The organism is Lelliottia jeotgali (assembly GCF_977070485.1).
Genome location: NZ_CDRVFO010000017.1, coordinates 70853 through 91531, shown reverse-complemented (window position 1 = coordinate 91531; position 20679 = coordinate 70853). Strand labels below are relative to the sequence as shown.

Here is a 20679-nt window from a genome sequence, read left to right as displayed (position 1 = left end):
GTCATGCGCTATCGAGATTGGCCCGCGAGGCTACACGCAACCATTAAGGCCGCTTCCGAGCGGCCTTTTTTATGGGGCGAATTTGACTGCTGCCTGTTCGTGTCGGACTGCTCAATGGCTATTTGCGGCGTTGATCCGGCGAAGGAGTACCGCGGGCGATACAAGACGGAGATCGGCGCCAAGCGCGTCATTGCAGCGCGTCATGGCTCGCTTGAGGCCGTACTGGATGCTCACTTCATGCGGGTGCCCGTTGAGTTCGTGCAGCGCGGCGACATCGTCGCTTTTGAGAACGAGCAGGGCAAATGCGTGGCGGTGTATTGGTCAGATCGCTATTGGGCGGCAACCGACATAGGCGCGGCCAGCGTGGACTGCAACCCACTGGCGGCATGGAGAGTTGAATAGTGAGCAAATCTATCAAGTCGGTTGCCAAGCTGGTAACGGCTCCAATCAAAGCGTTGTACGATCCCGTTGGCGCGATCAAGGACGTGTTCGGCGGCGTACAGGGCATCTTCGCCGGCCTCACTGGCGCAGCCAAGGTATCAGGCGCCAATAGCTCCGAGCCAAGCTCACAGACCGTTCGGTCGTCCAAGGCTCCGGTTCGCTTCATTCTTGGCCGTGTCAGCACTGGGGGTGTGCTCGCCTGGGTTCAGGAACAGCCTGGTGATCAGACCAGTGGTGAGTGGCTGCATATTGTCTACGTACTGTCCGAAGGCGCCATTGCGGGTGTCGATGAGATCTACGTGGATGAGCGACCCCTGTCTGAGTTGGGGGAGAATGCCACTTCTGAGGTGATCATTGACCCGACCCAGGCAAACGCGTTCCTCCTGGCCAACTGCCCAGACTGGCGCCAAGAGCAGATCGGCCGCGGCCTATCGTTTGTTCGCCTGTCGTTCAAGTATGACGCAGAGAAATTTCCATCCGGCATTCCTGATGTGCGCTTCGTGGTCCGCGGGCGCAGTGATGTGTATGACCCGCGCAACGGCGCCTTGGGATACTCGGCCAACACGGCGCTGCTGATTCTCTGGTACCTGCGCAACCGCTGCGCGATTCCTGATGACGAGATCATCTTTGAATCTTTCGCCAGTGCGGCCAACGTATGCGATGAAACTGTTATCGGGCCAGATAACACGGGCACCCGCAGGTATTTCGCCGGCGCGGTCATTGGTGCCGATGAAAAGCGAAATACCGTTCTGGATAACCTTTTGTCGGCCTGCGCCGGGACACTGATCCGCGTTGGCGGCCGTTGGTCGCTGCAGGTGGGCGCCTACTATGGCCCGGCTGACTTCACCATCAACGAAGACATGGTCATCGGCACCGTTGAGGGCACGACCGAGGTCAGCAACAGCGACGCCATCAACACCATGCGTGGGACGTTTATTGATCCCGCGCAGGCCTGGGCAGAGACCGACTATCCAGAGGTCGCAATTCAGGACTGGATCGCTAGCGATGGTGGCGAGCTCGCTGAGTCGCAGTCGTTTGCCTACGTGACGGACGCCTACCTGGCTCAGCGGCTCGCTAACATCAGCCTTCGGCGGCGGCGCTCGGGTGGCTCTTTGGCCGTGCCGCTGAACTTCAATGGTTACAATTGCCGCCCGGGGCGTGCAGTCAAAGTCGATCTGCCGTCGCTGAATATCCTGGGCGAGTTCATAGTCACCGATTGGACCATGGGCGCCGCTGATGCCTGCAAAGTCACCCTCAAGCCCTATGAGCAAGCGATTTTTGATGATGCTGTGGGCCAACCCTATGACCCGTTAGGGTTCATCAACCTGCCGGTTGGCGGCCTGGCTGCAGTCACTGGCTTGGCCTGGGCCCCCAGCGGTGTGGCCGAGGTAGTCCAAGGCGTGCTGAGCTGGACGCCACCGATACAGACCGTGCTCAGCTACACCGTGACGATTCGCAAGGGCACCGAGGTAGTACAGTCCCTCAAGATTGGCGGTGAAGCCTCGAGTTGCAACATCAATGGCCTCACCTCTGGCGTTTACGCCATGAGTGTTGTTGCCTTTGGCCCTGGCACCCGATCTGGCGAGGCAAGCATCAGCGTTAACGTGGGTGGCCCTCCCGTTCCGGAGAGCTGTGCTGTGTTTGCGTCGGTCGATACCATCACGCTGGTACCGGCCAACCTGCAAAACAGCCTTAATGGCGGCACCTATGAGTACTTCTATGCCACCAACCCTTCGGCGCCTATTGCGGACGCTGTGTACTTGGGACAGGGCCTGACCTTTACCCACACTGGGCTGGCATTCGCCCGGGAGTACTTCTACTACGTGCGGGCCGCGAACGCGTATGGAAAAAGTGATTTCCTGTTCGTGCCTGCTGCGACATCCAGCGATCCAACCCAGATGCTGGATGTCATTGCAGGCCAGATCACCGAAAGCGAACTGGGTAAACAGCTCACCAGTCGCATCGACCTGATAGACATGAACGGGCCTGGGTCGGTCAACGATCGAATAGGAACGGCCAAGACCGAGCTGGCCCAGCAGATCAGTGAGGTGAACAACGCCCTCAACACCACCAAAGGCAATTTGCAGCAGCAGATCACCGCTGTGAGCACTGATGTGTCGGCTGCCAAGGCCGACCTGCAGCAGCAGATCGCCAACGTCTCGGCCTTGGCCGGCTCGTTGCCGTACCGGAAAGACAAGGCCTACAGCGTCGGGCAAAGCGCCCTGGGCAGTGATGGCAAGTTGTACCAGGCCCTAAAAGCGGTACCGCTGAACACGCCACCGCCGAACGCCACCTACTGGACCGATGTTGGCCAGGCGGTGGTGACTGCCAACGGCATGGCCGCGCGCGTCCAGACCATGGAAACAAAAGTCGAAACCCTGGAGGGCGCCACCTCAGCCCAGGCCCAGCAGATCTCGGGCCTGCAGTCGAGCCTTACCACCACCAACGGCAACGTGTCGGCTGCCCAGCAGGCTGCGCAGGATGCGGCCACGCTCGCGGGCGGGAAGGGCAAGGTCATTGTTCAGTCGGCCGCGCCTGCCGTCGCCGACCGTCTGGCTCAGAACCTTTGGATCGACACCACCAGCAATGCCAACACGCCGAAGAGGTGGAGTGGCACCGCCTGGGTCGCTGTTACTGACAAGGTTGCAACCGATGCTGCCGCAGCTGCCGCCGGCGCATTGGCCTTGGCCCAGACTAAGGCCGACGCCACGGTAGTCAGCAGCCTGACCACCCGGGTCAGCGATGCCGAGGGCAAGCTCACGTCGCAAGCCACCCGCATGGACGGCATGCAGACCAGCATCGACGGCAAGGCCAGCTCGCAGGCGCTGCAGCAGGTCACCACCCGGGTGGCGGCTACCGAAGACAAGGACAAGGCGCAGGATCAGCAGCTTTTGTCGCAGAGCCAAGCCCTGACTTCGTTGACCGATAGTGTGAGCAAGAAGGCGGATGCTTCGGCTGTCCAGTCCCTGGGTAACCGAGTGGAGGCTGCTGAAGGGGCACTGAGCAGCCAGAGCACTGATATCACGCAGCTGAAAAACAGCGTAGGCGCTGCCCAGCCATTCGTTGCTGGCCGTGCCTGGGAGTTCACCGGTTCGACAAGGGGTTGGGTGGCGACCGCGACAAACGGGACGATTACTGCGGGCCCGCTGTTTGCTACCGTGACTGCAAACCCGAACCTTCAGTGCAATTTCACCCCAGTCGTTGCAGGCGCAGAGAACCCTTATCTGCGGATCAGGCTACGGCGGCGTAATACCAGCCGGGCGGGTGCCCAGATGTACTGGGCCAACGAAGACGGCGGATTGGCCGAGGCAAGGCGCTTTGGGTGGTTCATCAGCGCCACAACCACGGATTGGCAGGACATCGAGCTTGACCTGTCCGGCCATGCCGGGTGGAACGGCAAGAAAATTTACGCCATCCGCCTGGACATGATGAACTCCGGTGATACAAGCGGCGAGATCGATATCGCTTATATCGCCGTTGGTAGGCGTTCCGCCTCGGCCTCGGCAGAAGCCGTTTCCACTCTGAACAACGCGGTTACCGAAGCAGAAGGAAAGCTATCCAGCCAGAGCCAGTCGATCGTAAATCTGCAGGGTGGGCTCAATGCCACCAACGGTAATGTGTCAGCTGCGCAGAAGGCTGCCCAAGACGCATACAGCCTCGCTGACGCCAAGGGCAAGGTGATCGTCCAAAACTCAACACCTTCAGCCATCAACCAGCAGATCCAGAACCTTTGGATTGATACCACAGGTGGCGGGAACACACCCAAACGGTGGAATGGCTCCGCATGGCAGGCAGTTTCGGACAAGGTAGCCACGGATGCCGCAGCAGCAGCGGCCAATGCCCTGAGCCAAGTAGCGACAAAGGCTGATGCCTCTACCGTTCAGAGCCTCACGAATAAGGTAGAGCAACAGGGCACAGCCATCACCGCCGCTGGCGAGGCGATCACTGGCATTAATGCATCGCTCGGCCAGGTTGGCGGCGAGAACCTACTGCCTAACCCTTCGTTTGAGGTAGAGGGGCCAACTGCCGGCCTTGCTGATGGCTGGCGTATTGGCTCCTCGCTGTCTGCACCCAATCGGCTCCTGTCGTTGGTGCCGTCAACCTTGGACCCTCGCGGTAAGGCGCAGCGTGTCGATGCCAAAGGGCTGTCCGGCTCCGCGTATGTGGATGTTGCGCTACCGAACGCAAGCTGGGTGTCCATGGCGCCAGGGCAGGTACTGACAGTGTCGGCGTATGTCCGGGGCACCCAGGATCTGGTCAGCGAGATATACCTGCAATACAAGAACAGTGGTGGGGCCACGGTAGGGACGCATGGACCGCTCCGAACCATTCTGAGCGACGCATGGAACCGACCAGTCTTCACTGGCGCTGCCGCTCCAGCGGGGACGATCGGGGCAGACCTTCTTTTACGCGTCAGAGGTCCTTTGGGTGGTACCGCCAGTGACGGCTACTACGAGATTGATCGCGCCCAAGCTGAACTATCCACGGTAGTGAGTGCCTGGAAGGACAACGCCAAGAACGCTCAAAGCGCAGCGCAAGCAAACGCTGCAGCGATCAACAGCGTATCGGGTCGTGTCTCCAGCACGGAGGAGGGGCTGACGTCAGTCAGTGGTCGGCTAACTCAACTGGACAATTCGATCGGAGACGTTGGCGGAGAGAATCTGCTCTACAACCCGGCTTTCACCAAATTGGGAGCAGCTACGGGGAACAATCCTGATGGATGGGTGCCGGAAGGGACGGCGACCTATACGCCCTCAATGGTCAGCTCCTGGCTTAACGCTGCAGAAAATGCATATCGGTGCACCACCACCGGCGTTGGCACAACAGCTTCGGGCAACCCTTACACGTCGCTGGTCACAGCAAGTGAACGGGCTCCTGCAGTTGCCCCAGGTCAGACGGTGACGTCGTCGATCTATGCAAGAAAGACCTCCGATTCAGGCGATTTGGGATTGAGGATCTTCCATCAGTGGGCAAACGCCGCCGGAGCCGTAATCTCTGCTCCGGCCTCGCTGGTTGTGCCCGTATCGGTGTCCGGCGATCGCGTGTCGTTCACATCGATTGCTCCTGCTGGCGCCGCCAAGGTTCGGGTGTTTTACCGGGCCCACGCTGCAAGCGGGAGTAGTGCTGCTGGTACTTTCGAGGTTGCCAGGCCACAGGTCGAATACGGTTCGCGGCCGACTGGCTGGCGAGACAACGGGCAGGTCAACAGCACCACCATCGGCGCCGTTTCTCCGGCAGTCGACGGCCTGACATCCAGCGTGAGCCAGCAGGGCAAAGACATCACCTCTGTGTCCGGCAGAACGACCAGCCTTGAGAACAGCGTCAACAACGGTTCCACTGGCCTGGCCAGTAAGGCGTCGACCGCTGCGCTGACCAGCGTGGCCAACCGCGTCGCTGCTACGGAAAGCGGACTGACTGCGCAATCCACGAGCATCACCAACCTGGAGGCGAAGATTGGCACCGCTCTGCCATTCGTGGCTGGGCAGACTTGGGAGTTCGTTAACTCGGTCGAGGGATGGATAGCCAATACGTCTGGAGCAACCCTGACCGCTGGCCCTCAGTACGCAACTGTCGCCAAGTTCACGACCATTCAGGCAACCAACACCTTCCCCGTCATAGACGGAGCCGCGAACCCTCTTGTGAGGATCAGGCTGCGCCGGCGCAACACCGGCCGGACCAGTGCGGCTATGTACTGGGCCAATGAGGATGGGGGCCTTGCCGAGGCCCGGCGGTTCAATTGGCCTATCAGCACCTCTAACGGGGACTGGCAGGACATTGAGTTCGACCTTTCCGGCCACGCAGGCTGGAACGGGAAGAAGATCTGGGCCATCCGCCTGGACATGTACAACTCAGGTGATGCCAATGGCGAGGTGGACATTGCCTACATCGCAGCCGGTCGGCGGTCGGTGGCTGCTTCGGGTAGGGCGTTTGATTCGCTCAGTGTCAACGTATCCCAGCAGGGCGACAAGCTGGCGGCTGAAACACAGAGGATAAATGGACTGCTGTCCTCTGTCGGAGATGCCAACGCCGCGATTCAGAACGAAGCCAAGGCCCGAAGCGATGCTGATGGAGCACTCAGTCAGCAAATTCAGAGCACCCAATCGTCTTTGGGGGCCACCAATGCTTCGGTACAGCAGATCAGTACCGCGCAGACCGGATTGAATAATCGGGTCAACGCTCAGTTCTCGATCAAGGTTGCAGTTACGCAAAGCGGAGTTTATGCGCTCGGTGGGATTGGAGTAGGCATTCAGAACCAGAATGGGGTGCTGCAGTCGGTCGTGGCCGTCTTGGCGGACCAGTTCGCGGTAATCAACGCCGCCGGCAATGGTTACGTCAGCCCGTTTGCGATTCAAGGCGGCCAGGTGTTTATGAATGATGCCTTCATTCGTGATGGCAGCATCATCAACGCCAAGATCGCCAACGGTGCGATTACGTCCGCGAAGATCGGGGTGGCGGAAATCGACACGCTGCGAATTCGTGGTAACGCTGTCACTGTGCCGGTATCGGCAAGCAGCCCCGGGAATGTGCTGGGTGCGGGGGTAGGCCAATGGCAAAACCTAGTCGCTGTCGGCGTTCAGATGGACGAGGGCGGTTTCATCACGGCCCAGTACAGCTGCTACCAAGGGTTTGGCAGTGGTATCCGTAAGTACCAATTCCAGATGGATATCAACGGCTTGGTGATCGCGGAAGGTGGCGGCGACTGGGCGGATGGTTTCCCTAACCTGATGGGATCAATCGGCGTTGGCCCGGGTTTTTTCGTCGTCACTGTGAAGTGGTGGGGGGAGAACACGGGGGTCGGCGTGAAAAATCATAACCTCTTTGCGATGGGAACCAAACGATGATCAACACTGGACACTTCGCAGCCTATGAGCCTGACGGCCGGATCGTATTTGCCGTCAGCTGCCCGCCCGAGTACGGGAAGCAGATCATCAGGCTCAACACCGACCGGCCTTTCATCCAGGTGGCCACACCGGCAAGGCCGGCCGATCACTTCGTGATGGGGCAAATGCTCAAGGAGCGCCCCCAGATGGGGGCGGTTCTCCAAGGGCTCTGGTTGAAGGGGGTGCACGAAGGTGCCGCCGTCAACATCGAGAGCGAAACCTACACCGCTGACGGCAGTGACATCGAGCTGGGATTTTCGGCGCCGGGTATCTACACCGTCACGGTCACCCTTTGGCCATACCGCGATCAGGAGTTCACCGTTGAAAATTCAGCATAAGAGCGACCACACCAAGCGCCGTGCGGCCGAGTACCCGCCGGTGGAGGAGCAACTGGACATGCTGTGGCACGCGATGAATCAAGGGCATATGCCCAAGGCTGAGCCGTTCTTCTCGACCCTGCAGCAGATCAAGCAGCAACACCCCAAGGCTTGAATCCAAGCCGACTACCCAATGCCCGCCATCGAGCGGGCTTCTTTTGCCTGGAGATTTACCCATGCCATTTGTCGCCATCAACCTGAGCAATGACTACGAAGTTGCCAACAAAACTCGCTACGCCACCCAGGAGGAGGCCGACGCCCGAGCCCGCGAGATTCTGACCCAGTTCCCGGCCGCCCAGGTCTGTGTCGCCCAAGTGCTGAAGGACTACACCGCCAAGGTCTCCATCAGCGCGAAAGATCCGGCAGAACCAGCACCAGGGCCTGAGGCGTCTGCTGCCTGACGGCGTTCGCAACCACCCAATGCCCGCCAAGCGCGGGCTTTTTTTCGCTTGGAGAAACCATGGCCAGACTCACCGAACCCCAGGCCGGAGGCGCGAATGTGCTCCGGTTTCTGGATCTGATCGCTTTTTCCGAAGGCACCTCGACCGTAAAAGCCAGCGATGACGGCTACAACGTGCTGTACGGTGGCGGCCTGTTCCAGGGGTACGCCGACCACCCAAGGCGCAAGCTGACATTCCCCATCAACGGCAAACCGGTCACCAGCACCGCTGCCGGCCGGTACCAGCTGCTCGAGCGTTACTGGGATGCGTACCGGGTCAGCCTGCGCCTGTCTGGCGGCTTCACCCCTGAGAATCAGGATCGCGTAGCCCTGCAGCAGATCCGCGAGCGCCGCGCCCTCGACGATGTCAAAGCCGGCCGCATTCAGGAGGCGATCGCCAAGTGCTCGAACATCTGGGCCAGCTTCCCGGGCAACAGCTATGGGCAAAACCCGCACCGCCTGGACAAGCTGCTCGGGCGCTGGGTGGAGCTCGGCGGAGCGCTGGCATGAACTGGCCGGTGCGGCTGGGCCTATTGGCCCTGGTGCTGGCTTCATATTGGGGCATATACCAGCATGGCCGGTCGGTGGAGCGCAGTCAGGCGCTTGCCACATCGGCGCAGCGTGATAGCGGCGATCGGCTGGCCGAGACGTTGGGACAGCGCGATGCCCGCGCGGAAGAACAACGACGCGCCCAGGCGCAGGAGGAGGCGAGAGCCCGTGCACACGAACAACACCAAGTGGCTGACACTGGGGCTGCTGGCGCCGATGTTGCTGGCCAGCGGCTGCAGCACGACGTCGCTCAGCTCGCAGCCTCCGTCAGTTGCCCCGGCCCGGATACCGGTGCTATCGCCCGAGGCAAGGCAGCCACCCGCGCCGCCATGGTGCTCTCCGACCTGCTCACACGGGCTGATGCTCGAGCGGGAGAATTGGCGAAAGCTTATGACCAAGCCCGAATAGCGGGGCTCGCATGCGAAGCATCCTATAATGCGCTGATCAAGTGATCGGAGCAGGGCAGTGGACAAGCGCACCTTCATCGGCATGGTCGAGGCCGGCGAGCCGCTGATTCAGCAGGCCATCGACGCAATGCGCGAGTATCACCAGGCCAAGGATTGCGGCGCGCCGGCCGAGGAGGTCGAGCGGCTGCGGCTGCTGGCGGAATCTTTGTTCCAGGCGGTATCCGACTATCAACTGCGCGTGGTGGCCACGGCCCGGGGCAAAGACCTGCCCCGTCTTCACTGATATCAGACTGATTGCGGTAAGAGACCTTTCAAGCCTTCTCCCAACTGAGCCCACAGAGAAGGCGGTGCTCCGGTAGCTATTGACACGCCATCGGCTACTGCACCCAAGGTCGAAAAGACCTTGTATCCGAGATCCGCGTCCAACGATTTTTTGAAGTTCGAGTCAGTAAACATATGGCCAGCTACGATCTCAATTGACTCCAGTACCGGTACGACTCCAGTGAAGCGGTAATTGTCAAGTGCTGATTCCACTTTTCTAAGTGACTTGACAAGGTATTCTTTAACTTTGATTTCAACGTCGCTGCTTATAACTTCTTTGATCAAGTTGGAGATAGCCTGCTGGAAATCGAGAATAACCAGGCTGTCAATTTCAGGAGGCGAATCTATAGCGAGCATTTGATTCATGACCTGTAGGAAATCGTTCGAGGCGCTGCTATATCTCGATGTGAAAGTCGAGATGTGGCTAGTTAACACCTGCTCTTGCATGGCCTTCGTGAACGTCCGGTGCCACGTGGTGGTCTGGGATTTCAGGGGAGGGTATCGATCATTCATAAGCTCAACGGCTTCGGTTGTGACCGCGATGAATTGACCAAGCCCAATCAGCAGGGGGCCTTCATCATTCCCCTTGATTCCCAATGCTTCACGCCATGCCTTCTTCGTCTCAGTTGTGTTAGGCATCGCTTCGATTGCTTTCAGTACGCGAAATGCGCGAGCGGCTGGATTATCTGTAGTCATCTGTTCATCCATGGGGTAAATCAGTAAACGCTGGGGTAGCGGTGAGTAGAGCTACGACGCTGGTTTGGAGAGGCCAAATGCTATCAGAAGCTGTGGGGGAATCTTGGGGGAATCGATCCCCCGAATGTTGTGGAATGCTGTTGCGTCACCTTGCGTCGAAGTTTCTGATTTATTTAGATTTTATGAAAATACCTCAAAAGAATATGAGGCCAAAAACGGATTCGAAATCCGTTGTACTGGCAACAGTACCTAGGGTTCAAATCCCTATCTCTCCGCCATACATGTGGTAGATAAAGCCCCTGAAAACGATAAGTTTTCAGGGGCTTTTTCGTTGTGCCCGAGTTAAACCTCAAAGCATCGCCGGGCGCATGGCCGGGCCATGTCGCCGCTAGCGACGGGCCTGCTGGATCGAATCAGAGCGCCAGGGCGAACTTTGCGGCACTCCCGGATTTTTCGTAGCTCGGCCCTAGTGCAATGTCTGTGGCTCTGTGGGCGAATCCGCTTGCCTTTGCAGCTGCATCAGCGCCGATTCCAGCAGCGCATGCGCAACTTCCATTTCATGGATGACCGCCCGCATCACGATCGAGTTGTGCGAGGTAGGTGTCAGTCGTACGGACTGGCGCGCTACGGACAAGGCGCAGATCACGTATTCTGAGGTCTGGACCAGGGTGTCCTGCAGCATGTACGAGGGATCGAGGGGGGAGGGTGGATCGGGGACTATCTTGCGCATGAATGCTCCTTGAGTCAGGTGGAGCTACCTTTAAACGCTGTCAAACGAATGGAGGCAGCTATACACGGGTTGACAGACCGGTGACCCAAGGAACCCGGCGCACACGAAGGTGCCCCATGTACAGCTGCCATGAAGCGCTGCAAAGGACCCTTGAATCGGTCAGCCTGTCAAAGCCGGTCGCTGAGGTGTCAACGACGAACCGAGACTAGGCCGCAATCCGAGCGCTCGCAATGGGTTGGCAGCGCCGGCAATATAATTCGGAAATGGACTACAGGGAATGGGAAAAATCGGAGTTAAATCTGTAGGACCTTAGACGCACCAGGCGTGAATATTCTTCCCTGGCACGGATGCAAAAAGCCCCTGAAAGCGATGAGCTGTCAGAGGCCTTATCGTTATGCGTTTCCCCTCCCGCTGGTGCATTGGATGGCGGCCTATCTTCTTAAGCGACTTGGATCCAATACTCCGGTTCTGTATCATCCGGCCGCCATCAGAATGATGGTCGATAATTATTTAAAGGACTGAAGTAATGAAAAAGCTGTTCAAGGCCACTGTAGCCGTTGCTGTCGTTTCGGGCGTTGCCCTGCTGTCCGGTTGCACTGGCCAAGTTTACAACCAGCAGAAAAACTGCTCGTACGACTACCTGTTCCACCCATCGGTTTCCATCTCCAAGGTCATCGGTGGCTGCGGCCCGATCGATAAACTGCCTCAGCCGCAGTAAGCTTGGCGATACCCTGATCGCGTCATCTGTGACCTGATCCAAAGCCCTCAGTCATGCATATGGCTGGGGGCTTTTGTTTGTCTGGCGTGACAACCTGCCGCTGGGACAACCTGCCGCCTTGCTTGTACGCCCGCAATTTGTTTGTGCTGGCATTTCAGATACAATCAGCGAAACGATTCAGCCCTGTCGGTCAATACGACAAAAGCCTGGGTCGTTTTCTGGTTCTTTAAGCCGCTGAACAATGATCACAAAAAGCCTGCGCACAAGAACACGAAGCACCTGGGCCAGCCACAGGCCCGTCCTCCGTTCTACAGACTGGAATTGATCAATGTTCAAGAAAGCTGGCAAGACCTTGCTGGGTCTGGCTGTCGCTGCGAGCTTCATGCAAGCGCACGCCGCAGAAACCAAGAAAGTCGATGTGCTGCTGGTCGGCGGCGGCATCATGAGCTCCACCCTGGCCGTGTGGCTGCACGAGCTGGAGCCAAGCTGGTCGATGGAAATGGTCGAGCGCCTGGATGGCGTCGCCGAAGAAAGCTCCAACGGCTGGAACAACGCCGGCACCGGCCACTCCGCGCTGGCTGAGCTGAACTACACCCCGGAAGACAAAGACGGCAACGTCAACATCACCAAGGCCATCGAAATCAACGAAGCCTTCCAGATCTCCCGCCAGTTCTGGTCGTGGCAGGTCCGTCAGGGCGTGCTGAAGAACCCGCATTCGTTCATCAACACCACTCCGCACATGAGCTTCGTGTGGGGCGATGACAACATCAAGTTCCTCAAGAAGCGTTATGACGCGCTGCAGGCAAGCCCGCTGTTCCGCTCGATGCAGTACTCCGAGGACCACGCGCAGATCGCCAAGTGGGTCCCGCTGATGATGGAAGGCCGCGACCCGAACCAGAAGCTTGCGGTCACCTGGACGCCACTGGGTACCGACGTGAACTTCGGCGAGATCACCCGCCAGTTCGTCGGCCACCTGAAGACCCAGGATAACTTCACCCTGAAGCTGTCCAGCGAAGTTCAGGACATCACCCGCAACGAGGACGGCTCCTGGCACGTCGAGTACAAGAACCTGAAGGACGGGACCGAGTCGGCCACCGACGCCAAGTTCCTGTTCATCGGTGCCGGCGGCGGCGCGCTGAAGCTGCTGCAGAAGTCGGGCATTCCTGAAGCCAAGGAATACGCAGGCTTCCCGGTTGGCGGTTCGTTCCTGGTGACAGAGAACCCGACCATCGCCATGCAGCACATGGCCAAGGCCTATGGCATCGCCTCGACCGGCGCGCCACCCATGTCGGTACCGCACCTGGACACCCGAGTGCTGGACGGCAAGCGCGTGATCCTGTTCGGGCCATTCGCCACCTTCTCGACCAAGTTCCTGAAGAACGGTTCGTACCTGGACCTGCTCAGCAGCACCACCATGCACAACGTGTGGCCAATGACCAAGGTCGGCATCGAGCAGTACCCGCTGGTCGAGTACCTTGCTGGCCAGCTGATGCTGTCGGACGACGACCGCTTCGAAGCGCTGCGCACCTACTTCCCGAACGCCAAGAAGGAAGACTGGAAGCTGTGGCAGGCCGGTCAGCGCGTGCAGATCATCAAGCGTGACGCAGACAAGGGCGGCGTGCTGAAGCTGGGTACCGAAGTGGTGGCCTCGCAAGACCGCACCATCGCCGGCCTGCTGGGCGCATCGCCAGGTGCCTCGACCGCCGCGCCGATCATGCTGAACGTGCTGGAAACCGTGTTCAAAGACAAGGTCGCCACCCCGCAATGGCAAGCCAAGATCAAAGAGATCGTGCCGAGCTACGGCACCAAGCTCAACGATTCGGCAGCGGCCACGCAGAAAGAGTGGAACTACACCGCTGAAGTCCTGCAGCTGGAGAAGCCGCCGGTCATCGACCAGAGCGTCGGTACCGGCACGGGTGCTAGCCAGCCGGTTGAAAGCAAGCCAGAGAACGACATGGCGCTGTAAGCGTCAGCGTTGTGATCGAAAGCCACGGGGGTGACCTCGTGGTTTTTTTTTGCCTTTTCCGGCCCCACCGCCAACCCTGGCTCACCGCTGACGCAAAATGCACTCCAGCAAACCGGGGAAGCGTGCATCGAGCATTTCGCTGCGCAGTGAGTTCATATGGGTAGTGCCCACATTGCGCGTTTGCACCAGCCCCGCATCGCGCAACACGCGAAAATGATGGGACATGCTGGACTTCGGCCGGCCGCCGTCCAGCTCGCCGCAGCTGGCCTCCGCCACGCCCGCCAGGTGGCGCACGATTTCCATGCGTACAGGGTCGCTCAGCGCATACAGCAGGCGCTCGAGGATCAGGTCTTCAGGGGTGGGATGTTTGTAGGCTCGCATGGGCGTCATGATAACGGGGGTTTCATTAATTGCCATAGTTCGATTATGATCGAACTATCGTATTCAGATGAACCCGGAGTTCTCCATGTCCGCACTGTTCGAACCCTATACCCTCAAAGACGTCACCTTGCGCAACCGCATCGCCATTCCGCCGATGTGCCAGTACATGGCCGAGGACGGCATGATCAACGATTGGCACCAGGTGCATTACGCCGGGCTGGCCCGTGGTGGCGCCGGCCTGCTAGTGGTCGAAGCCACTGCGGTGGCGCCGCAAGGGCGTATCACCCCTGGTTGCGCCGGTATCTGGAGCGACGCCCATGCCCAGGCGTTTGTGCCGGTGGTGCAGGCGATCAAGGCTGCAGGCTCGGTGCCGGGCATCCAGATCGCCCACGCGGGGCGCAAGGCCAGTGCCAACCGCCCGTGGGAAGGTGACGACCATATCGCCGCGGATGACGCGCGAGGCTGGGACACCATCGCCCCGTCGGCCATCGCCTTCGGCGCCAACTTGCCGAAAGTGCCGCGTGAAATGACCCTGGACGATATTGCCCGGGTCAAGCAGGACTTCGTCGATGCCGCACGTCGAGCGCGTGATGCGGGCTTTGAATGGATCGAATTGCACTTCGCTCACGGGTACCTGGGGCAGAGCTTCTTCTCCGAGCACTCCAACCAGCGCACCGATGCCTACGGTGGCAGCTTCGAAAACCGCAGCCGCTTCCTGCTGGAAACCCTGGCAGCCGTGCGCGAGGTGTGGCCGGAAAACCTGCCGTTGACCGCCCGCTTTGGCGTGCTGGAATACGACGGCCGTGATGAGCAGACGCTGGAAGAGTCCATCGAGTTGGCCCGCCTGTTCAAGGCGGGTGGCCTGGACCTGCTCAGTGTCAGCGTCGGCTTCACCATCCCGGACACCAACATTCCATGGGGCCCTGCCTTCATGGGGCCGATCGCTGAGCGTGTGCGTCGTGAGGCGGATTTGCCAGTGACCTCGGCGTGGGGCTTCGGTACGCCGCAGTTGGCGGAAGGGGCGTTGAAGGCCAATCAGCTCGACCTGGTGTCGGTAGGGCGTGCGCACCTGGCCGACCCGCACTGGGCGTATTTTGCGGCCAAGGAACTGGGCGTCGATAAAGCCTCGTGGACTTTGCCTGCGCCTTACGCGCACTGGCTTGAGCGTTATCGCTGAGTGAAAGGGGGCTGCTGTGCAGCCCAATCGCCGGCAAGCCGGCTCCTGCACAGGCTGAATATGCGCCGGGAATGCTATCAGCCTGTCAACGCCGGCCGTTGATTTGTGCAACGGACAGAAACCAGGTCGCAACCCAGGCACGCTCAATGGTTTGGCAGGGCTGGCAGTATGTTTCGCAAGTAGACTACAAGGAATGGGCAAAATCTGAGTCAAAAATGTAGAAGCGCTGCCACTTCCCCCTTCCAGTCCCGTTTTTTGCCTTGTATTGCCAATGTAACCTTGCGTTACAATGCGGCGGCAAAACGCCACTCTCGTCCAGGCCCCTCGCCGTAATGAATACGCGCTGGACGATGACCCTTTTCTGACATGGATCGGTTGGATGCTCCCCGTCGTACCGGCTTCGCTCAACGCCCTCGGCTTGCAGGGTGAAACCCTGTTCAACGCCCGGCCGTTGAACCCGCCCAGTGCTGCCATTCTCTTGAACATCCCCAAACAGCCACGACCTCGGCGGCCAGCTTGCCTGCGTGCGCTTGTCGTTCTTTTACAAACAAACCAGGTCTCTGCCCCTCGCAGAGTGACCCACCGGAAATGGAGTGCTCCACTTGCGTAAGAAATTCGTCGCGTCCCTGTTGGCGGTCGCCATCGCTACGACAACAGCCTGTGCACAGCTCGGGATCAGCAAAGAGCAAGCGGGCACCGTCATCGGTGGCCTGGCCGGTGTAGCCATCGGTTCGACCATGGGCAGCGGCAACGGCAAGATTGCCGCGGCACTGATCGCTGGCGGTATCGGTGCCTATGTCGGTAATCGCATCGGCCACATGCTCGATGAGAAGGACCAGCAGGCGCTGGCGCTACGCACCCAGGAAGTGCTGAGCCAGTCGGCCACCGCCAGCGCTCAGCCGGTGACCTGGAAGTCCGATCACTCCGGTGCCACTGCGCAGATCACCCCAGGCAAGGAATACACCCAGACCAAGAAGGTCGAGGTGAAACGTGCGCCGAAGATCCAGGCGGTGCCCTCGATGAAGCTGATCAACGAACCCTACGTCACCATCAGCGACAACCTGAATGTGCGCGCCGCACCCAACACGACTGGCGAAAAAGTCGGCAGCCTGAAGAGCCACACCGAATTCACCGCAGTGGGTTCGACCGGTGACTGGATCCTGGTTGGACGCAAGGGCGTGACAGTCGGTTACGTACACAAGAACTACGTCGAGCCCAAGGCTCAAGCCATTGCCAAGCGCGCGGCCCCAGCCGTCAACCTGGACGATCTGGACGTCGCCGCGAACAAGGAAACCCAAGGCTTCGACCTTGATTCCATCCAGTCGCTCCCGACCGAGACGGTTGCCGCCGAGGCCGCTTGCCGCCCGGTCACCGTCAGCCTGAAGTCGCAAAGCGGCCAGACCGAGCAGGAGCAGAACACCTTCTGCAAACAAGCCAACGGCACCTGGGAACTGATCTGAGGAACTCCATGAAAAAGCACGCGCTCGCGCTGGCAGTGTTCGGCGCTTGTGGTCTGGTACCGCAGGCGTTCGCTCACGAGCTGGCCTTCTCGAAGAAAGAAAACATCAAGGTCGAAGTGCCTGGGGACGCCACCACCTGGTGCAAGCCCGAAGTTGAGTTGACCATCACGCGCCCGGCCTGGGATAACCAGGATTTGCTGTCGGGCCTGCTGACCAAGCTGCCGTTCGTGTTCGCCAAGGACTGCTCGACGGCCAAGGTGAGCTGGAAGGCAGTTGATGCCAAGGGTACCCTCTACGCCAGCGGTTCGGGCAATGCCTCGAACCTTGGCCTGGTAACCCTGGCCCCCGCGCCTGTCGCACCGGCACCGGCTGCACCTGCTGTGGCTCCAGTACCCGTTGCGGCGCCAGTGCCGGCCGAGGCCCCAGTGGCCGCTGCTACGCCGCCAGCACAAGCCCCTGAACCTGCACCTGCTGCCGTAGAAGCAACACCTGCGAAAGTAGAAGTCCCGCCGGCCCCTGCGCCAGCGCCAGCCCCGGCCGTTGCCGCAGAGCCCACGCCAGCTACCACCGCCCAAGCCCCCGTAGAAGCGCCTGCCGCGCCGGCTAGCCCTGTACCCAGCGGAGCCGTAGCCGCTGCCCCCACATCCGACTACGGCCGTGCCGTTGTCCTGCAGAACCAGAAACTGATGCAGGTCACGGACGGCACCGGCTGTAAATGGGTGCTCAGCACCTCGACCATCGGCGACGGCGATACCCTTTCGTTCGGCACCACCCCGGCCATGCCGTGCCCTGTGTCCGGTTTCGGCGAGGGCAGCTTCGAGAAAATCACCTGGAAGGCCGTCGGTACTTACCGTGGCGATAACTGGAACCGTGTCTACGTTCACCCGAGCGCGCTGATTTTCACGAAGAACCTTGAGGCTGCGGTAAAGGACAAGGCAGTTGCCTACCTCACCCCGCAAGCCGACCAGGCGGCGTTACTGGTCGGTGAAATACCGAGCCGGAAGATGAAGGTGTACCTGACGTTCACGCGTTCCAGTTATGGCGTGCTCAGGCCGTTCGGCAGCGACCCGTACTATCTGGCGGTAACGCCTGACGAGTCGTTCGCGCTGGACGCGGCGCAGTACAAGGAAGCCGCACTTGAGATCTTCAATCTCATCAAGACCACCTCGCCGACCACTACCGATGTGAACACCCTGTTCATCGTCAAAGACCTGTCGGCGATTTCGAACAACATCTGGGGCAATGATGCGCTGAAGATCACCCGCAACCGCATCGGCATCAACCGCCAAGGCCTGTTCTTCGATGTGCGCGAAGGTGCGAACTGGGCGGTTCAGCGTGAGCAGCAGCGTGTGCGTGAAGCACGTCAGCGCCAGCAGGAACTGGCCCGTGTCCACAGCCGTGTGCTGGAGCGTTACCAGCAGCTGCAAGAAGGCATGAGCGAGTTCAAGGGCCGAGAAACCGAAGCCCTCGCGCAGATGGCCGGTATCAAGGTGCGCTTCGGCTCGCCACTGGCGCTGCAGGACCCGTCGTCGTCGGCCAGCGTCATGCCAATGATGGTGCATGTCACCGGTAAGAAAGGTGACTTCTACACCATCGACTTCCCTAGCAAGGGCCGCCTCGTGGCGGAAGAGGAATACAGCGAAGGCTGGTACGTCACCCAGGTCGCCAACGCCACCCCGTACTTCCCGTTGGAAGATGGCCGGGCAGTCGCCACCTACCGTGCCTACAGCGTCGGCGAGCCAGAGGCCTGCAAGCAGGACCACTGTGCCGACCGCGTGTCGTTCGGTGCCGTGCTGGCCAAGGAATTCCCCAATGCGGACATCGACTTCAGCTGGACCCCAGAGGTCTCCCAAAAGTACGTGAACGACTGGAAGAACGCTTCCGCTCAGGTCCAGTGAGGCAAACACCATGATCAAACAGATGAACAAGAAGCAGCTGCTGATTGGCGGTGTTGCCGCTGCGGTGCTGGTGCTCGGCGGCGGCTTTGCGATGGTTTCGAGCTCCGGCAAGAAGGCCGCGCTGAGCTATTACGATGAGTTCAAGGAGCGCTACTTCCTTGAGGACGTGCTGTCCGAAGGCGAGGTCTCATACTCGGCCTTCTCCGGCAACTTGACCGTAGCCGACCCCGAGATCCGCATCGCCGTCGCGCAGACCAACGGGGCGATGAGTTTCCTGCGCAGCATCATGGGGTCATTCGACCCCAGGGCTGCAGGGGCCAGCGAAACGGGCCTGGCCAGCTGGGCCAAGTACCAGCTCAATGCCGTTTCCGGTCGCAATGTCGCGGGTGTCTACCTGAAGGCCGATGCCCTGAAAGTTGCCCGTGATGGCGACAGCAAGGCAGGTGAGATTCACATCCAGTTGCTCGGCCTGCAGATGGGTAACCCGTTCATCTCCCACAAGGACGCCGAGGTGGTGCTGGTCTCTGACGTGAACGACGAGATCCAGCCCCGCGCCGAGTTGTCGGCCAACGGTCGCGCCACCCAGTCGGACTTCTCCTGGGGCACCAACCTGGTCGTACGCCAGCCGGTGACCGGCGCGTTCCTGGTCAACAGCACCGGCACCTATGGCACTCAGGTCGACCTGGATTTCATCCTCAAGCGCTCCAGCGATGGTGAAGGCTCGATGAAATTCGTGGTGACCCACCGTAATGACGGCTCGAAGGTCGGCGAGATCGTACGCAAGGCCGATTTCGCCTCGTTGCCGGAGCTTGATGATGTGGAAGGCGGGCTGAAGAATGCGCTGAGCGGCTTCATTCTCGGTGCCTATCAGCCATACGCCGGCCAGGCGGCGCTGACAGAAGCCGTCAGCAGCTTTGCACGCGCGGCCAAGGTCGAGAATTACTCAGTCAGCTACAGTGGTTTCAAACCGCTGAAAGAGGCCTACGGTAGCTACCAGGAAACTGCGCCTAAAGCCAAGTTCGATGCCTTCTGCAAAGAGGTCGGGCTGTCACAGTGGTCGAGCGACTTTGGGGCGAAGGGCAAAAACCACAACGACTCGGAATGTGCCATCAGCCGCAAGCTGGTTGAGGAAGGCAGTTTCGAAGAAGCGTACACATTCAAGGAAGGCAAGAGCCTGTTTGCTGCGCTTTTCGTGAGCAGGGCGTACGAACTGGAAAGCGATTGAAACGGTGACGGCGCCCTGCAATGGGGCGCCAATAGATGCAACAGGAAGGGTGGCTCAGGCCACCCTTTCTGTTGCATCTTTAATCAGCCTGCGCTGAACAGCAACTTCGCCTCGTCAAAACACTGTTCGGCAATCGCCGAGCGCGGCTCGCTGCGGCGCAGCAGCAGGCCGACGGGGCTGTGGATGCTGGCGTCGGTGATCGGGATGATGCGCATGTGCTCGCTCAGGTCTTCCAACCCGCAATCGAGCGGCATGATTGCGCAGCACACGCCGGTGTTGATGGCTTGAACCAACTGGAAGCTTGAGTCGCTTTCCAGCACGGCATTGGGTTCCAGGCTGCGGCTGCGAAAGCTCAGGTCGAGCGACTGACGGTAGTGCATCCCCTTGCTCAGCAAGCCCAGAGGGATTTCACCCAGTTCCTCCCAACGCAGGGTGTCAGCTTCGAACTGGAAGTGCCGGGTATCGTGCAGCAGGCCCATGGTGGTGGTGCCCAGTTCGATCACCTCGAAGAAGTTGGCGTTGACCTGGTCCAGATAGCAGATCCCCAGGTCGAGTTGGTTGCGGCTCAGGCCATCCATGATCTGCTCGGTGCTGTGCGAGCTGAGCTGAAACTGCAGCTCGGGGTATTTTTCGCGCAGCGGCAGCAGCAGCTGCATGGGGTTGAAACTGGCCAGCGGCACTGTGCCCAAGCGCAGGCTACCAACCACTTGGCCGCGGCAGCTGGCCGCCTCGGCCTGCAGGCCATCATGGGCGGCGAGCAGGGTGCGGGCCCAAGCCAGGATGCGCTCGCCGGCTTCGGTGAAGCCCTCGAAGCGCTGGCCGCGCTTGACCAGCACCAGGTCCAGTTCGTCTTCCAGGTTGCGCAGGCGCATGGACAAGGTCGGCTGGGTGATATGGCACAGCGCCGCGGCCTGGCCGAAGTGGCGGGTCTGGTCGAGGGCGATGAGGAACTTGAGCTGCTTGATGTCCATGGGAGTGCCTGGGGTCTGGTTGTGCTGACCTTAACCAAGTCA

The 20679-nt window shown here is 60.0% G+C and carries 18 protein-coding genes; 14 read left to right on the top strand and 4 right to left on the bottom strand.

Annotated elements, in window-relative coordinates:
* Positions 1–3: 3 nt before the first annotated feature.
* The 8 genes from ACW4TB_RS22180 to ACW4TB_RS22145 all read left to right on the top strand — a co-directional run bounded on the left by ACW4TB_RS22180 (position 4) and on the right by ACW4TB_RS22145 (position 9377).
* Positions 4–402, top strand: coding sequence for a DUF6950 family protein (locus tag ACW4TB_RS22180; RefSeq protein ID WP_064314501.1), 399 nt, complete (start codon positions 4–6; stop codon positions 400–402).
* Complete coding sequence (locus tag ACW4TB_RS22175) at positions 402–7283, top strand: phage tail tip fiber protein (RefSeq protein WP_455828555.1); 6882 nt, start codon at positions 402–404, stop codon at positions 7281–7283. The genes ACW4TB_RS22180 and ACW4TB_RS22175 overlap by 1 nt, the downstream gene beginning before the upstream one ends.
* Entirely contained in the window at positions 7280–7660 is a 381-nt protein-coding gene (locus ACW4TB_RS22170) for a hypothetical protein (RefSeq protein ID WP_064314712.1), read from the top strand. The genes ACW4TB_RS22175 and ACW4TB_RS22170 overlap by 4 nt, the downstream gene beginning before the upstream one ends.
* Positions 7644–7814 carry a hypothetical protein gene (locus tag ACW4TB_RS22165; RefSeq protein WP_009681808.1) on the top strand — a complete coding sequence of 57 codons (171 nt, stop codon included), beginning with the start codon at positions 7644–7646 and terminating at the stop codon, positions 7812–7814. Before ACW4TB_RS22170 ends, ACW4TB_RS22165 begins: the two co-directional genes overlap by 17 nt.
* Positions 7815–7875: 61 nt before the next feature.
* Positions 7876–8100: a hypothetical protein gene (locus tag ACW4TB_RS22160; RefSeq protein ID WP_064314711.1), complete on the top strand. Its 225-nt coding sequence runs from the start codon at positions 7876–7878 to the stop codon at positions 8098–8100.
* A 59-nt stretch (positions 8101–8159) separates the two neighbouring features.
* Positions 8160–8648, top strand: a complete 489-nt coding sequence (locus ACW4TB_RS22155) for a glycoside hydrolase family 24 protein (RefSeq protein ID WP_064314362.1) — start codon at positions 8160–8162, stop codon at positions 8646–8648.
* Complete coding sequence (locus ACW4TB_RS22150; protein WP_064314710.1) at positions 8645–9139, top strand: DUF2514 domain-containing protein; 495 nt, start codon at positions 8645–8647, stop codon at positions 9137–9139. Before ACW4TB_RS22155 ends, ACW4TB_RS22150 begins: the two co-directional genes overlap by 4 nt.
* Before the next feature lie 13 nt (positions 9140–9152).
* Positions 9153–9377 (top strand): hypothetical protein, encoded by a 225-nt coding sequence (locus ACW4TB_RS22145; RefSeq protein ID WP_064314709.1) that lies wholly within the window; start codon positions 9153–9155, stop codon positions 9375–9377.
* A gap of 2 nt (positions 9378–9379) precedes the next feature.
* On the opposite strand, the gene ACW4TB_RS22140 is transcribed toward ACW4TB_RS22145, so the two are convergent.
* Together ACW4TB_RS22140 and ACW4TB_RS22135 are read right to left on the bottom strand one after the other, a co-directional pair.
* Positions 9380–10123 (bottom strand): hypothetical protein, encoded by a 744-nt coding sequence (locus ACW4TB_RS22140; protein ID WP_064314708.1) that lies wholly within the window; start codon positions 10121–10123, stop codon positions 9380–9382.
* Positions 10124–10577: 454 nt separating this feature from the next.
* Positions 10578–10841: a hypothetical protein gene (locus ACW4TB_RS22135; RefSeq protein WP_279930849.1), complete on the bottom strand. Its 264-nt coding sequence runs from the start codon at positions 10839–10841 to the stop codon at positions 10578–10580.
* A 526-nt stretch (positions 10842–11367) separates the two neighbouring features.
* On the opposite strand from ACW4TB_RS22135, the gene ACW4TB_RS22130 reads away from it, so the two are divergent.
* Both ACW4TB_RS22130 and mqo read left to right on the top strand, forming a co-directional pair.
* Positions 11368–11559, top strand: coding sequence for a DUF4223 family protein (locus ACW4TB_RS22130; RefSeq protein ID WP_008097338.1), 192 nt, complete (start codon positions 11368–11370; stop codon positions 11557–11559).
* Positions 11560–11887: 328 nt separating this feature from the next.
* Positions 11888–13525: a malate dehydrogenase (quinone) gene (mqo, locus tag ACW4TB_RS22125; protein ID WP_012315738.1), complete on the top strand. Its 1638-nt coding sequence runs from the start codon at positions 11888–11890 to the stop codon at positions 13523–13525.
* A gap of 81 nt (positions 13526–13606) precedes the next feature.
* On the opposite strand, the gene ACW4TB_RS22120 is transcribed toward mqo, so the two are convergent.
* The gene (locus tag ACW4TB_RS22120) at positions 13607–13906 is read right to left on the bottom strand and encodes an ArsR/SmtB family transcription factor (RefSeq protein WP_455843078.1); all 300 of its coding nucleotides are present in this window, start codon (positions 13904–13906) and stop codon (positions 13607–13609) included.
* Between the two features lie 85 nt (positions 13907–13991).
* Here ACW4TB_RS22120 and xenA point away from each other — a divergent pair, with 85 nt between their 5' ends.
* The 4 genes from xenA (at position 13992) to ACW4TB_RS22100 (ending at position 19666) form a co-directional block, all read left to right on the top strand.
* Positions 13992–15083 (top strand): xenobiotic reductase XenA, encoded by a 1092-nt coding sequence (gene xenA / locus ACW4TB_RS22115; protein ID WP_279930846.1) that lies wholly within the window; start codon positions 13992–13994, stop codon positions 15081–15083.
* Positions 15084–15685: 602 nt separating this feature from the next.
* Positions 15686–16543, top strand: a complete 858-nt coding sequence (locus ACW4TB_RS22110; protein WP_012315735.1) for an SH3 domain-containing protein — start codon at positions 15686–15688, stop codon at positions 16541–16543.
* A gap of 8 nt (positions 16544–16551) precedes the next feature.
* Positions 16552–18441: a hypothetical protein gene (locus ACW4TB_RS22105; protein WP_012315734.1), complete on the top strand. Its 1890-nt coding sequence runs from the start codon at positions 16552–16554 to the stop codon at positions 18439–18441.
* Between the two features lie 10 nt (positions 18442–18451).
* The gene (locus ACW4TB_RS22100) at positions 18452–19666 is read left to right on the top strand and encodes a hypothetical protein (RefSeq protein ID WP_012315733.1); all 1215 of its coding nucleotides are present in this window, start codon (positions 18452–18454) and stop codon (positions 19664–19666) included.
* Positions 19667–19749: 83 nt separating this feature from the next.
* On the opposite strand, the gene ACW4TB_RS22095 is transcribed toward ACW4TB_RS22100, so the two are convergent.
* On the bottom strand, positions 19750–20637 hold the full coding sequence (locus ACW4TB_RS22095; protein ID WP_012315732.1) for a LysR family transcriptional regulator: 888 nt from the start codon (positions 20635–20637) through the stop codon (positions 19750–19752).
* Positions 20638–20679 lie beyond the last annotated feature (42 nt).